General features: G+C 65.0%; 8 protein-coding genes. 4 read left to right on the top strand and 4 right to left on the bottom strand.

The window, feature by feature from the left end; genetic code table 11:
• The first annotated feature begins 69 nt into the window (after positions 1-69).
• Together U5817_RS23085 and U5817_RS23080 are read left to right on the top strand one after the other, a co-directional pair.
• Positions 70-4743, top strand: coding sequence for a glutamate synthase-related protein (locus U5817_RS23085; RefSeq protein WP_407278974.1), 4674 nt, complete (start codon positions 70-72; stop codon positions 4741-4743).
• A 3-nt stretch (positions 4744-4746) separates the two neighbouring features.
• Positions 4747-6210: a glutamate synthase subunit beta gene (locus tag U5817_RS23080; protein WP_407278973.1), complete on the top strand. Its 1464-nt coding sequence runs from the start codon at positions 4747-4749 to the stop codon at positions 6208-6210.
• Positions 6211-6279: 69 nt separating this feature from the next.
• Here the strand turns inward: U5817_RS23080 and U5817_RS23075 are convergent, their stop codons facing one another.
• Both U5817_RS23075 and U5817_RS23070 read right to left on the bottom strand, forming a co-directional pair.
• Entirely contained in the window at positions 6280-7464 is a 1185-nt protein-coding gene (locus U5817_RS23075; protein WP_407278972.1) for an acetate/propionate family kinase, read from the bottom strand.
• Positions 7461-8873: a bifunctional enoyl-CoA hydratase/phosphate acetyltransferase gene (locus U5817_RS23070; protein WP_407278971.1), complete on the bottom strand. Its 1413-nt coding sequence runs from the start codon at positions 8871-8873 to the stop codon at positions 7461-7463. The genes U5817_RS23075 and U5817_RS23070 overlap by 4 nt, the downstream gene beginning before the upstream one ends.
• Before the next feature lie 193 nt (positions 8874-9066).
• Between U5817_RS23070 and glmU the strand changes: the two genes are divergently transcribed.
• Together glmU and glmS are read left to right on the top strand one after the other, a co-directional pair.
• A complete protein-coding gene (gene glmU / locus U5817_RS23065; protein ID WP_407278970.1) occupies positions 9067-10425 on the top strand; it encodes a bifunctional UDP-N-acetylglucosamine diphosphorylase/glucosamine-1-phosphate N-acetyltransferase GlmU in 1359 nt (452 codons plus the stop codon).
• Between the two features lie 15 nt (positions 10426-10440).
• Entirely contained in the window at positions 10441-12267 is a 1827-nt protein-coding gene (glmS, locus tag U5817_RS23060) for a glutamine--fructose-6-phosphate transaminase (isomerizing) (RefSeq protein WP_407278969.1), read from the top strand.
• Positions 12268-12802: 535 nt separating this feature from the next.
• Here glmS and U5817_RS23055 read toward each other — a convergent pair.
• Both U5817_RS23055 and U5817_RS23050 read right to left on the bottom strand, forming a co-directional pair.
• Complete coding sequence (locus U5817_RS23055; protein WP_407278968.1) at positions 12803-13609, bottom strand: hypothetical protein; 807 nt, start codon at positions 13607-13609, stop codon at positions 12803-12805.
• 117 nt (positions 13610-13726) lie between these two features.
• Positions 13727-14338: a hypothetical protein gene (locus U5817_RS23050; protein WP_407278967.1), complete on the bottom strand. Its 612-nt coding sequence runs from the start codon at positions 14336-14338 to the stop codon at positions 13727-13729.
• Between the last annotated feature and the right edge of the window lie 157 nt (positions 14339-14495).

Genomic DNA, 14495 nt, shown 5'->3' with positions numbered 1-14495 from the left:
ATGCGGCGCTGCCGTCGCCCGATCAACGCCGGCTTTTCCGGCAAACGTGTTGTGTCGAGGAAGAACGTGATGGATCTCCCCCAGAAGCAGGGTCTGTACGACCCGACCAATGAACATGACGCCTGTGGTGTGGGCTTCGTCGCCCACATCAAGGGCGTCAAGAGTCATGCAATCATCAGCCAGGGGCTTGAGATTCTGAAGAATCTCGACCACCGGGGTGCGGTTGGCGCCGACGAGCTGCAGGGCGATGGCGCGGGTATCCTGATCCAGATTCCCGATGCGCTGTATCGCGAAGAGATGGCGAAGCAGGGCATCGCCCTGCCGCCGGCGGGCGAATACGGTGTCGGCATGGTGTTCCTGCCCAAGGAGCAGGCGTCGCGCCTCGCGTGCGAGGAAGAGATCGGCCGCGCCGTGCGCGCGGAAGGCCAGGTGGTGCTCGGCTGGCGCGACGTCCCGGTGAATCGCGACATGCCGATGTCGCCGGCCGTGAAGGCCAAGGAGCCGGTGATGCGCCAGGTCTTCATCGGCCGCGGCCCGACCGTCACCGTGACCGACGCGCTCGAGCGCAAGCTGTACGTGATCCGTCGCCGCGCGGCGAACGCGATCAACGCGCTGCAGCTCAAGCATGGCAAAGAGTTCTACATGGTGTCGATGTCGGCCCGCACCGTGAACTACAAGGGCCTGCTGCTCGCCACGCAGGTCGGCGAATACTACTGCGACCTTGCCGACGCACGCGCGGTGTCGGCGCTTGCGCTGGTGCACCAGCGTTTCTCGACCAACACCTTCCCGAAGTGGGACCTCGCGCATCCGTTCCGCTACATCGCGCACAACGGCGAGATCAACACGCTGCGCGGCAACTACAACTGGATGCGCGCGCGCGAGAAGGGCACGCATTCGCCGCTGCTCGGTGACGACCTGCAGAAGATCTGGCCGCTGATCTATCCGGGCCAGTCGGACTCGGCGTCCTTCGACAACGCGCTCGAGCTGCTCGTGATGAGCGGCTACTCGCTCGCCCACGCGGTGATGATGATGATCCCCGAGGCGTGGGAGTCGCACACGCTGATGGACGAGAAGCGCCGCGCCTTCTACGAGTACCACGCGGCGATGATGGAGCCGTGGGACGGCCCGGCGGCGGTCGCTTTCACCGACGGCGTGCAGATCGGCGCGACGCTCGACCGCAACGGCCTGCGTCCGGCGCGTTACCTCGTCACCGACGACGACCTCGTGGTCATGGCCTCGGAATCCGGCGTGCTGCCGATCCCCGACAGCAAGATCGTCAAGAAGTGGCGCCTGCAGCCCGGCAAGATGTTCATGATCGACATGGAGCAGGGCCGCATCATCGACGACCGCGAGCTGAAGGAGTCGCTGGCCCAGGCCAAGCCTTATCGCGAATGGATCCGTCGCATCAACATCAAGTTCGACGACCTGCCCGTGCCGGAAGGCGTCGAGCCGGTGCAGCCTGCCGCCTCGCTGCTGGATCGCCAGCAGGCCTTCGGCTACACGCAGGAAGACATCAAGTTCATCCTCGAGCCGATGGGCAAGACCGGCGAGGAAGCGACCGGCTCGATGGGCAACGATTCGCCGCTCGCCGTGTTGTCGGCGAAGGAGAAGCCGCTCTACAACTACTTCCGTCAGTTGTTCGCGCAGGTGACGAACCCGCCGATCGACCCGATCCGCGAGCAACTGGTGATGTCGCTGGTGTCCTTCATCGGCCCGCGCCCGAACCTGCTCGAGATCAACGAGATCAACCCCCCGTATCGCCTCGAGGTGACCCAGCCGGTGCTGGACTTCGACGACATGGCGAAGATCCGCAACATCGCGCGTTACGCCGACAGCCGCTTCCGCTCGGCCGAGCTGGACGCGTGCTATCCGGTCGCGTGGGGCAAGGAAGGCGTCGAGGCGCGCCTGGCGACGCTGTGCGCCGAGGCCGAGGATGCGGTGCTGCAGGGCTACAACATCCTGATCGTGTCGGATCGCAAGGTCGACGCCGAGAAGGTGGCGATCCCGGCGCTGCTGGCGACCTCGGCCGTGCATCAGCATCTCGTGTCGAAGGGCCTGCGCACGCGCGCCGGCCTGGTGGTCGAGACCGGTACCGCACGCGAGGTGCATCACTTCGCGGTGCTCGCGGGCTACGGCGCGGAAGCCGTCCATCCGTATGTCGCGATGGAGACCCTGCAGCAGATCGCCGGTGGCGGCGAGGCCGGCGCGAAGGCGATCAAGCATTTCGTCAAGGCGGTCGGCAAGGGCCTGATGAAGGTCATGTCCAAGATGGGCATCTCGACCTACATGTCCTACACCGGCGCGCAGATCTTCGAGGCGGTCGGCCTGAAGCAGTCGCTGTGCGACCGCTACTTCACCGGTACGACCAGCCAGGTCGAGGGCATGGGCGTGTTCGAGGTGATGGAGGAAGCCATCCGCCTGCACCGCAAGGCCTTCAGCAACGACCCGGTGCTGGTCGACATGCTCGACGCAGGTGGCGACTACGCCTACCGCGTGCGCGGCGACGACCACATGTGGACGCCGGAATCGATCGCGAAGCTGCAGCATGCGACGCGCTCGGGCAAGGCCGACACCTACAAGGAATACGCGAAGCTGATCAACGACCAGAGCAAGCGCCACATGACGCTGCGCGGCCTGTTCGAGATCAAGCCCGCCGGTCCCCCGGTGGCGCTCGAGGAAGTCGAGCCGGCCAAGGAGATCGTCAAGCGCTTCGCCACCGGCGCGATGTCGCTCGGCTCGATCTCGACCGAGGCGCACACGACGCTGGCCGTGGCGATGAACCGCATCGGCGGCAAGTCGAACACCGGCGAGGGCGGCGAGGACCCGATGCGCTTCAAGCCGATCACGCAGGCGATGCGCCTGTCGCAGATCGTCGGCGAGAACCGCATCGCACGCGACCTCGAGCTGAAGGCGGGCGATAGCCTGCGTTCGGCGATCAAGCAGGTCGCTTCGGGCCGTTTCGGCGTCACGACCGAGTACCTGGTCAATGCCGACCAGATCCAGATCAAGATGGCCCAGGGCGCGAAGCCCGGCGAGGGCGGCCAGCTGCCCGGCCACAAGGTCAGCGAGTACATCGGCTTCCTGCGCCACTCGGTGCCGGGCGTCGGCCTGATCTCGCCGCCGCCGCACCATGACATCTACTCGATCGAGGATCTCGCGCAGCTGATCCACGACCTGAAGAACGCCCAGCCGGCCGCTTCGATCTCGGTCAAGCTGGTGTCCGAGATCGGTGTCGGCACGGTCGCCGCGGGTGTCGCCAAGGCCAAGGCCGATCACGTCGTGATCGCCGGCCACGACGGCGGCACCGGCGCTTCGCCGTGGTCGTCGATCAAGCACGCCGGCAGCCCGTGGGAACTGGGGCTCGCCGAGACGCAGCAGACGCTGGTGCTGAACAGCCTGCGCAGCCGCATCCGCGTGCAGGTCGATGGCCAGATGAAGACCGGCCGCGACGTCGTGATCGGTGCGCTGCTGGGCGCTGACGAGTTCGGCTTCGCGACCGCTCCGCTGGTCGTCGAAGGCTGCATCATGATGCGCAAGTGCCACCTGAACACCTGCCCGGTCGGCGTCGCGACGCAGGATCCGGAACTGAGGAAGCGCTTCACCGGCCAGCCCGAGCACGTGGTGAACTACTTCTTCTTCGTCGCCGAGGAAGTGCGCGAGCTGATGGCGCAGATCGGCATCCGCAAGTTCGACGACCTGATCGGCCGTCCCGAACTGCTGGACATGAAGAAGGGCATCGAGCACTGGAAGGCGCGCGGCCTCGACTACAGCCGCATTTTCCATCGTCCGAAGGTCGCCGCGAGCGTGGCCAAGCGTCACGTCGAAACCCAGGACCACGGCCTCGCGAAGGCGCTCGACAACCAGCTCATCGACCTGGCCAAACCCGCACTCGAGCGCGGCGAGCCGGTGCGCATCGATGTGCCGGTGCGCAACATCAACCGCACGGTCGGTGCGATGCTGTCCGGGCGTGTCGCCGAGAAGTACGGCCATGCCGGCCTGCCCGACGACACGATCCACGTGACCCTGACCGGCACCGCCGGCCAGAGCTTCGGTGCCTTCACGGCGCGCGGGGTGACGCTGGAGCTGGTCGGCGAAGGCAACGACTACGTCGGCAAGGGCCTGTCGGGTGGTCGCGTGATCGTGCGTCCGCAGGCTTCGTTCCGCGGCACCTCGACCGAGAACATCATCATCGGCAACACCGTGCTCTACGGCGCGATCGAGGGTGAGGCCTATTTCTCCGGCGTCGGTGGCGAGCGTTTCGCGGTGCGCAACTCGGGCGCCACCGCGGTCGTCGAGGGCGTGGGCGACCATGGTTGCGAGTACATGACCGGCGGTACCGTCGTCGTGCTGGGCCAGACCGGGCGCAACTTCGCGGCCGGCATGTCGGGCGGTGTCGCCTACGTGCTGGACGAGGACGGCACGTTCGAGCAGCGCTGCAACATGGCGCAGGTCGCGCTGGAGCCTGTGCCCGAGGAGATCGAGGCGCGCAAGGGCTCGGAGTCCGGCGACGACCTCGAGTCGCACGGCCGTGTCGACATCAACCACCTCGAGATGGGCGACGAGCTCATCCTGAAGGGGTTGATCGAGCGTCACGCCCGCTACACCGGTAGCGCACGTGCCCGCGAGATCATCGAAAACTGGACCGCCTGGCGCTGCAAGTTCGTCAAGGTGATGCCGCATGAATACCGTCGCGCGCTGGCCGAGATGGCCGCGCAGAAGCAGAAGCAACTGGAGGCCGCGTAAAAAATGGGCAAGCCCACAGGATTTCTGGAGTATCAGCGTCTGTCGGAGGCCTACGAGCCGGTTGCGGAGCGCCTGAAGAAGTACAAGGAGTTCGTGCTGCGTCTGAGCGACGAGCAGGCTGCGGTGCAGGGGGCGCGCTGCATGGATTGCGGCATCCCCTTCTGCAACAACGGCTGTCCGGTCAACAACATCATTCCGGACTGGAATGATCTCGTGTATCGCAACCAGTGGAAGGAGGCGATCGAGGTTCTGCATTCGACCAACAACTTCCCTGAGTTCACCGGCCGCATCTGCCCTGCGCCGTGCGAGGCGGCGTGCACGCTGAACATCAACTCCGACGCGGTCGGAATCAAGTCGATCGAGCACGCGATCATCGACAAGGCGTGGGAAGAGGGCTGGGTGCAGCCGCGTCCGGCTGCCGCAAAGACCGGCAAGAAGGTCGCCGTCGTCGGTTCCGGCCCCGCGGGCCTCGCTGCCGCGCAGCAGCTGGCGCGCGTCGGCCACGACGTGACGGTTTTCGAGAAGAACACGCGCATCGGCGGCCTGCTGCGTTACGGCATCCCCGACTTCAAGATGGAGAAGGGCCTGATCGACCGCCGCATGGCGCAGATGGAGGCCGAGGGCGTGCGCTTCCGCACCGGCGTGATCGTCGGGTCCGACACTGCTGCGCCCGGCATTGCCAACGACGCGAAGGAATTCGTCAGCGCCGAGGCGCTGCAGAAGGAGTTCGACGCGGTGATCCTCGCGGCGGGTTCCGAAGTGCCGCGCGACCTGCCGGTGCCGGGGCGCGAGCTGGGCGGCGTGCATTTCGCGCTGGAGTTCCTGATTCCGCAGAACAAGGCGGTGGCCGGTGACGGCCCGAACCCGATCTCGGCCGAAGGCAAGCACGTCGTCGTGATCGGCGGCGGCGATACCGGTTCCGACTGCGTCGGCACGTCCAACCGCCACGGTGCGGCCAGCGTGACCCAGTTCGAGCTGATGCCGATGCCGCCGGAGCAGGAGAACAAGGCGCTGACTTGGCCGTACTGGCCGATCAAGATGCGCACCTCCTCGTCGCACGAGGAAGGTTGCGAACGCGACTTCGCCGTCGCGACCAAGGAGTTCTTCGGCAAGGACGGCAAGGTCACCGGCCTGAAGGCGGTCCGGCTCGAGTGGAAGGACGGCCGCATGGCGGAGATCGCGGGTTCGGAATTCGAGGTGAAGGCCGACCTGGTGTTCTTCGCGATGGGCTTCACGAATCCGCTGGGCAAGCTGCTCGAATCCTTCGGCGTGGAGAAGGATGCGCGCGGCAACGCCAAGGCGACGACCGACGGTGCCGGCTGCTACGCGACCAGCGCGCCGAAGGTGTTTGCTGCCGGCGACGTGCGCCGCGGCCAGTCGCTCGTCGTGTGGGCGATCCGGGAAGGTCGTCAGTGCGCGCGTGAGGTCGATCAGTTCCTCATGGGCGAGACGGTCCTGCCGCGCTGAGCCGTTTTCGGCGGACGAAATTAAAAGGGCGACCCGCGGGTCGCCCTTTTTGTCACCGTCTGCCGGCGCTCAGTGCGCCAGCCGTTCCAGCGTGTAGTGGGCGATCATGCCTTCCTCGTTGGTCGGCACGACGGCGACCGCGACGCGGCTCTCCGGGGCGTCGATGCGCAGTGCGTGCGCGTCATTCGCTTCCGCATCGATCGCGATGCCCAGCCATGCGGAGAGTCTGGCGACCTGCGCGCGGACCGGCGCGGCGTGCTCGCCGATGCCGCCGGTGAACACGAGTGCATCGAGACCGCCAGCCGCCGCCGCGAGCGAGCCGATTTCACGGGCGATGCGGTAGCAGAAGAGATCGACCGCTTCGCGTGCCTCGCGCGCGTCCGATGCGAGCAGCGTGCGCATGTCCTGGCTGATGCCGGAGACGCCGAGCAGGCCGGACTCCTTGTACAGGAGGTTGGTCAGGGCCTTGGCGTTCATGCCCTTCTGCTCCATCAGGTAGAGCATGACGCCAGGGTCGAGGCTGCCGGTGCGGGTGCCCATCATCAGGCCTTCCACCGCGGTGAAGCCCATCGTGGAGGCGACGCTCTTGCCCTCGCGCAGCGCGCACATCGACGCGCCGTTGCCCAGGTGGGCGATCAGTACCGCGCCGTTCGCGCGCTCGCCGATCACGTCGGGGAGCTGACGCGCCACGTAGTCGTAGGACAGGCCGTGAAAGCCGTAGCGCTTGACGCCTTCCGCGCTGATCGCGCGCGGCAGCGCGAAGGCCTGGGCGAGCGGCGGCTGGGTGCGATGGAAGGCGGTGTCGAAGCAGCCGACCTGGGGAATCTCGGGGATCAGCGTCGCCACGGCGCGCACCGCGCGCAGGTTGTGCGGCTGGTGCAGCGGGGCGAGCGGAATGAAGCCTTCGAGGTCGCGCAGCACCGATTCGTTGAGCCGCACCGGCGCGCTGTACAGCTCGCCGCCGTGCACGATGCGGTGTCCTGCCGCGACGATGTCGAGCGCGGGGTTGTGCGCGGTGAGCCAGCGGAACAGGTGGTTGAGCGCATCCTTGTGCTGTTCGCTCTGGCTCCCGCCGGTCAGCACCGGCTCGTGATACCGGTTGCCCGCCGCGTCCTTCGCCGACAGCACCGGCGTGGCGCCGATGCCTTCGATCTGCCCCGACAGGGCGGGACTGCGGGCAAGTTCCGGTTCGACCGCGAAGAGCGCGAACTTCAGGCTGCTCGATCCGGCGTTGATGACGAGCACAGCCTTCATGCGAGCCGCGCCTCGCGCTTCTTGTGCGCCATGAGCTGCACGATCGCGCACGAGGCGGCGCGCGTCTCGGCGGTGTCAGCGCGGCTCGTGAGCACGATGGGCACGCGTGCTCCGAGCACGACGCCGGCCATCAGCGCGTTGGCGAGGTACTCGAGCTGCTTGGCGACCATGTTGCCGGACTCGAGGTCGGGCACGACCAGGATGTCGGCGTTGCCGGCGACCAGCGAGCGGATGCCCTTTGTCTTGGCGGCGACGAGCGAGACGGCGTTGTCGAAGGCGAGCGGGCCGTCGAGCAGGCCGCCCTTGATCTGGCCGCGGTCGGCCATCTTGCACAGCGCGGCGGCGTCGATGGTGGAGCGGATCTTCGAGGTGACCGTCTCGACCGCCGACAGGATCGCGACCTTGGGTTCGGGCAGGCCCATGACGTGGGCGAGGTCGATCGCGTTCTGGATGATGTCGACCTTGTCCTCGAGGGTGGGCTCGATGTTGATCGCAGCGTCGGTGATCAGCAGCGGGTGCGGATAGGTCGGCACGTCGGCGAGGAAGACGTGGCTGATGCGGCGCGCGGTGCGCAGTCCGCCTGCCTTCGACACCACCGCGCCCATCAGTTCGTCGGTGTGCAGCGAGCCCTTCATCAGCGCCTCGACCTGCCCTTCGCGGGCGAGCGTCACGGCCGTTTCGGCGGCCTCGTGGCTATGGGCGACGTCGATGATGCGCGCGCCGTGCAGGTCGATGCCTTCCTGCTCGGCGATCGCGCGGATCTTCATTTCGGGGCCGACCAGCACCGGAATGACGAGGCCCGCTTGTGCGGCCTGCATCGGGCCGCGCAGCGACTCGGCGTCGCAGGGGTGGGCGACGGCGATCGGGATCGGCGCCATGCCCGCCGTGATGGAAAGCAGGTGGCCGTAGCGCAGTTCGCGGTCGGAGATCGTGACTTCGGGCAGGTGGACGCGTGCGCGCTTGATCTTCTCGGTGGGCGCCTGCACCTCGGCGACGCCGTCGATGACTTTCAGGCCGTCCTGGTTGAGCGCGAGGCAGTCGAACACCATGTGATGGTTGTGCTCGAACTTCTCGCGGCAGGTGACGGTGATCGTGAGCGTGTCGCCGATGGTGATCGGGCGGTGGAAATTGAGCCCCTGGGAGACATAGACGGTGCCGGGGCCGGGGAATTCGGTGCCGAGGATGGTGGAGATCAGCGTGCTGCCCCACATGCTGTGGCCGACGACCTCGCGGAACTGGCTGGAGCGCGCGAATTCGGGATCGACGTGGGTCGGATTCACGTCGCCGGACATGACGGCGAAGAGGTGGATGTCGTCCGGCCGCAGGGTGCGGACGAGCTGGGCGCGGTCGCCCACCTGGATCTCGTCGAAGGTGCGGTTCTGGATGAAGTCGGTGACGTTGCGATCCATGGTCGGTGTATTTCCGTTGCGATGCAAAAACTGCATTTTAGGCGCGTTATCAGAGATTTGCCTGCATCGCTGTAAAAACATGTTTGCGCTGCCGCATCCCTGTCCCATCCGTGCGACAGTGCCGGGTGCGGCACGGGGGCGGCTCGGGCCGCATGCTAAAATCGCGCCCTGTTCGAACAGGGACGAGGCTTTCATGGAAGTGGTGATTCTCGCGGCCGGGCAGGGCAAGCGCATGCGTTCGGTATTGCCCAAGGTGCTGCAGCCGATCGCCGGACGGCCGATGCTGGCGCATGTGATCGGGGCCGCCCGCGCGCTGGATGCGTCGCGCATCTGCGTCGTGTATGGCCATGGCGGCGAGGTCGTGCGCGAGCGTCTGCAGGACGCGGCGCTGCGCTGGGCGCGGCAGGAGCCGCAGCTCGGCACCGGGCACGCGGTGCAGCAGGCGCTGCCGGAACTCACCGACGGCGAGATGGCGCTGGTGCTGTACGGCGACGTGCCGCTGATCGGTGCGCCGACGCTGCGTCGCCTGCAGGCGGCGGCCGGCAGCGGCAAGCTCGCACTGCTGACCGTCGAACTCGACAACCCCACCGGTTATGGACGCATCCTGCGCGATGCCGGCGGCAAGGTCACGCGCATCGTCGAGGAGAAGGACGCCAGCGCCGAGCAGCGCCGCGTGCGCGAGGTCAATACCGGCATCCTCGTCGCGCCGGTCGCACGCCTGCGCGACTGGCTCGGGCGCATCGGCAACGACAACGCGCAGGGCGAGTACTACCTGACCGACATCATCGGCCTGGCGGTCGCCGAGGGCGTCGACATCGTCACGGTGCAGCCGGACGCGGTGTGGGAAACGCTGGGCGTGAACAGCAAGCCGCAGCTCGCCGAACTCGAGCGCATCCACCAGCGCAACATCGCCCAGACGCTGATGGACGCGGGCGTGACGGTGCTCGACCCGGCACGCATCGACGTGCGCGGCGAGCTCGAATGCGGCCGTGACGTCGAGATCGACGTCGGTTGCGTGTTCGAGGGGCGTGTGGAGCTGGGCGACGACGTGCGCATCGGCGCGAACTGCGTGATCCGCAACGCGCGCATCGGCGCGGGCACCCGGATCGCACCGTTCTCGCATATCGAGGACACGGTCACCGGGCGCGAATGCGTGATCGGCCCGTACGCGCGCACGCGCCCCGGCACGACGCTGGGCGACGACGTGCATCTGGGCAACTTCGTCGAGGTCAAGAACAGCGCGATCGCCGACCATTCGAAGGCCAACCACCTAGCTTACGTCGGCGATGCGGACGTCGGCCAGCGCGTGAACATCGGTGCGGGCACGATCACCTGCAATTACGACGGCGCCAACAAGTTCCGCACCATCATCGAGGACGACGTGTTCATCGGCTCCGACACCCAGCTCGTCGCGCCGGTGCGCGTCGGCCGCGGGGCGACGCTCGGAGCCGGCACGACGCTGACCAAGGATGCCCCGCCGGAGCAGCTCACCGTGTCGCGGGCCAAGCAGATCACCATTGCCGGCTGGAAGCGGCCGGTGAAGAAGAAGTAAGCCGGAGAAAACATCATGTGCGGCATCGTCACTGCCATCGCGACGAAGAACGTCGTCCCCGTCCTCCTCGAAGGCCTGCGCAAGCTCGAATACCGCGGCTACGACTCAGCCGGCCTGGCCGTGCTCAACGGCGGGCTGCAGCGCGTGCGCGCGGCCGGCCGCGTCGCCGAGCTGGCCGCGCGTGCCGACGAGCAGAAGCTCGATGCCGGCATCGGCATCGCGCACACGCGCTGGGCGACGCACGGCGTGCCGTCCGAGCGCAACGCGCACCCGCACGTGTCGGCGGGGCTCGCCGTCGTGCATAACGGCATCATCGAGAACTTCGAAGCCATCAAGCAGCGCCTCACGGCCGAGGGCTACGAATTCGTCTCGGAGACCGACACCGAGGCGATCGCCCACCTGATCCACAGCAAGCTCGCGGTGCAGCCGGACCTGTTCGAGGCGGTGCGGTTGGCGACCAACGAACTCGTTGGCGCCTACGCGATCGGCGTGATCAGCGAGAGCGACCGCTCGCGCGCGATCGTGTCGCGCCACGGCGCGCCGCTGCTGCTGGGCGTGGGCGAGGACGGCATGTACGCGGCGTCCGATACCGCGGCGCTGCTGCAGGTCACGCGCAAGGTGATCTACCTCGAGGATGGCGACATCGCCGAACTGCGCCTCGACGGCTACCGCATCGCGCGCCCCGACGGCACGCCGGTCGAGCGTGCGATGCACGTGTCGAGCCTGTCCGCCGACGCGGTCGAACTGGGCCAGTACCGCCACTACATGCAAAAGGAGATCTTCGAGCAGCCGCAGGCGCTGGCGAACACGCTCGAGATCATCGCCGGCGGCGGCTCGGTGACGCCGCAGCTCTTCGGCACCCAGGCGCCCGAGCTGCTGGGCGGTGTCGGGCGCGTGCTGGTGCTCGCGTGCGGCACGAGCTACCACGCCGGTCTCGTCGCGCGGTACTGGATCGAGGCGATCGCGAAGCTGCCGTGCAGCGTCGAGATCGCAAGCGAATATCGTTACCGCGAATCGGTCGCGAATCCGGACACGCTGGTGGTCGTGATCTCGCAGTCCGGCGAGACCGCCGACACGCTCGCCGCGCTCAAGCATGCCAAGGTGCAGGGCATGGCGCGCACGCTGGCGATCTGCAACGTGCCCGAATCGGCCATCGTGCGCGAGGCCGCGCTGCGCTTCATCACGCGCGCAGGCCCGGAGATCGGCGTCGCCTCGACCAAGGCATTCACGACGCAGCTCGCGGCGCTGGCGCTGCTGACCCTGTCGCTCGCGAAGCTCGCCGGCCGCCTGCCGGAAGCAGACGAGGCACGTTACCTCACGGCACTGCGCCACCTGCCGGTCGCCGTGCGGAAGGTGCTCGATCTCGAGCCGGAGATCGAGCGCTGGGCGCAGCGCTTCGCCGGCAAGCAGCATGCACTCTTCCTCGGTCGCGGCCAGCATTGGCCGATCGCGATGGAAGGCGCGCTGAAGCTCAAGGAGATCTCCTACATCCATGCCGAGGCCTACGCCGCCGGCGAGCTGAAGCACGGTCCTCTGGCGCTGGTCGACAAGGACATGCCGGTGATCGCGGTGGCCCCCGCCGACGAGTTGCTGGAAAAGCTCAAGTCGAACCTGCAGGAAGTGCGCGCGCGCGGCGGCGAGCTCTACGTGTTCGCCGACGCCGGCAGCGAGATCTCGCAAAGCGAAGGCGTGCATATCCTGCAGATGCCCGAGCACTACGGCATGCTGTCGCCGGTGCTGCACGTCGTGCCGCTGCAGTTGCTGTCGTATCACGCGGCGCTGGTGAAGGGCACTGACGTGGATAAGCCGCGGAACCTGGCGAAGTCGGTGACGGTGGAGTAAGGCGGGGCAGTTGGTCCTGAAGTTTTGTTCCTGACAATTAAAGTCGAAAACTCGTCATTAAAGTCGAAAACTGGGCAATAAAGTCGAAAACTGGATTGCCTCATGATAATGCCCGGCTCGTCCGGGCGTTTTCACATCTGAGTCAGAGGGCAGGGTGATCGGCTGTCGCAGGTCTCCGCCGGCTTCTCGGCCAATGCTGCCGGCCAGCCCGCGCCGGGTGAGCGACAGCGGTGTAGAGGGAAGCTGCCGCACGGAGCACTATGCCGTCGAGCGACAGGTCTTCTATGCTTCGAACTGCTCGTTACGACCCAATCCAGCCGCTCAATGCCGCGGTGACTCGACGATCGCTGGAGATCAAGAATACCTATGTCAAGCAGCTACTGGGGCTGCACGCAAAACTTCAGTTTAATCACCTCCTGTTGGGATGTTCCGAAACCGATATAAGCGTTGAAGTTCCGCCCCTCTCGCTTGAATGCACCGGTTGAAATCCGCTAATGCCAATCCAGGTTACCAAGACCTAGGGCAGGTTCTATCATCAGCTGAGAATCTTTCCCATGGCGATCCCTGCGAAGGCGAAGAATATGTACAGGGGCCAATTGATGCATCTTGCCAAAGTTCGCAACCTGTCATCCTTCTTCTTGCGATCCCTTACATGTGAGCGGATGCTACGCTTGGCGTCGAACAGCGACCGGCGCATTCGATCTACGTCAAAAGCCAAATCTTTGAGCCCGCTGTGCAGGTGCCGCACATTGATGTTGGGCCAGTTCTGGTAGGGGATGAGGTCGTCCGTTGTTAGTATCGCCAGAGAACGTCCGCTCGCCTTTTCGACGCCGTTCTCCGCCAGGTACTCAAACTTCAAGCCAAAATTCTCGTAGAAGGTATTGCGACGATCCTTGTTCTTCTCGCTGGCATCGACGTTGGACAGGCTAATCGGGATAACCCGGTACCCTGGGGCGTTGGTCTTGACCCAATTGACGATCTTGTAGAACAAGTACGTACCAATATGGAGGCCCTTCAGATCCTCGATCCGAATCATGACTGACCCGTTCGTCAATCGGACCGATTTGTCGAAGCCATTGACCGACGCGGCCATGTCGGACACTAGCTCCCCGATGAAGCTGGGGCAACTTCCGAAAATGTAGTACGCCTTCGCTGACATCGAAGCTGCCATGATCACGTTGTTGCCGCTCACTTCCGTAGCAATCTTTGAGTTCGTCATCTCGATCAGGAGATAGTGATCTCGATTTTGTTGGGTGTCCGCCACCTTGATTAGCTCGAACGAACTCTCAGAAACCTTGTACTCATGGCGAAACTGAACTGAGCCCTCGGTTGCATCGTTCATTGGTTGCTCGCTAATTCGAATGAATGAATCTCGGTGTTATAGAGGGCCGGGTAACATGCCACTATGGGGGGCGAAGCGTGCCCGACACGACGTTTGTGCCGATCGACTCGTTAGCCCTCAAGACACTGCAAGCTTCTCGATCTCTCCAAACACAGTTCGCAATGCGCGACGGTATCGGAACAGGTCTCCGAAAGAAAGGCTCACCAAGTGGCCGACCTGCGCATCAGAAATGTCTGCCTTCCCCAAAATCTCTATAGCAGACGCATTCAGAACACCATTCGCATGAACAATGGCGTTCCGAAGAGCACAAAGCTCCAACAGGCCGTTTGCCGCCCACGCGTATTTTCTATCAATCTTGGACTTCACCCACTCAGCTTTACTAGTCAGGTAGTTCGGCGGATTAACATCGGCACGTTCAATTAGGTACGCGAGGCATTCATCCGCGAGGACAGCAAGGTTAACAAACAGAATGCGCACGATGCTTTCCGATAGATTTATGAAAACATCATCGTGATCTTTTCCGTCTAGCTTGATTGCTCCGTCCTTGAAGTCCTTCTGTGGGAGGCAAGACGTAAACCCCAGGTCTGACTCATTCCAGGCGTCTGCTTCGGTGAGGCTTTCGATGAGGGTATCCAAGTTCCCCAGCTTCACCGCTTTCGCGATGTTGAGGGAGTGCGCAACACCGTATACGGTCTGCGACCACTGAAGCATACGTTGATTGATGTCCACAAAAGCTTCCGTTCCGCTGAGGGGCTAAACCATGAAGGCAAACAGTGTTTGCAGCGACACGTGGGGCCGCACATCAATTGATAATGCTGACAGCTTCCACACCGCAATGATTGCAGAGATTTGATAACGTCATGTCATTATAACAACTCCAATGTGT

Source organism: Aromatoleum evansii (assembly GCF_045689615.1).
Taxonomy (GTDB): domain Bacteria; phylum Pseudomonadota; class Gammaproteobacteria; order Burkholderiales; family Rhodocyclaceae; genus Aromatoleum; species Aromatoleum evansii.
Note: the sequence above shows the minus strand (reverse complement) of the source record. Positions and strands in the feature narration are given on the sequence as shown.

Excerpts from the sequence above, each read along its gene's own strand:
- U5817_RS23080 (WP_407278973.1), top strand. The coding sequence starts at position 4,747 with ATGGGCAAGCCCACAGGATTTCTGGAGTATCAGCGTCTGTCGGAGGCC.
- glmS (WP_407278969.1), top strand. The coding sequence starts at position 10,441 with ATGTGCGGCATCGTCACTGCCATCGCGACGAAGAACGTCGTCCCCGTC.
- U5817_RS23070 (WP_407278971.1), bottom strand. The coding sequence starts at position 8,873 with ATGGATCGCAACGTCACCGACTTCATCCAGAACCGCACCTTCGACGAG.
- U5817_RS23055 (WP_407278968.1), bottom strand. The coding sequence starts at position 13,609 with ATGAACGATGCAACCGAGGGCTCAGTTCAGTTTCGCCATGAGTACAAG.
- U5817_RS23075 (WP_407278972.1), bottom strand. The coding sequence starts at position 7,464 with ATGAAGGCTGTGCTCGTCATCAACGCCGGATCGAGCAGCCTGAAGTTC.
- U5817_RS23085 (WP_407278974.1), top strand. The coding sequence starts at position 70 with ATGGATCTCCCCCAGAAGCAGGGTCTGTACGACCCGACCAATGAACAT.
- glmU (WP_407278970.1), top strand. The coding sequence starts at position 9,067 with ATGGAAGTGGTGATTCTCGCGGCCGGGCAGGGCAAGCGCATGCGTTCG.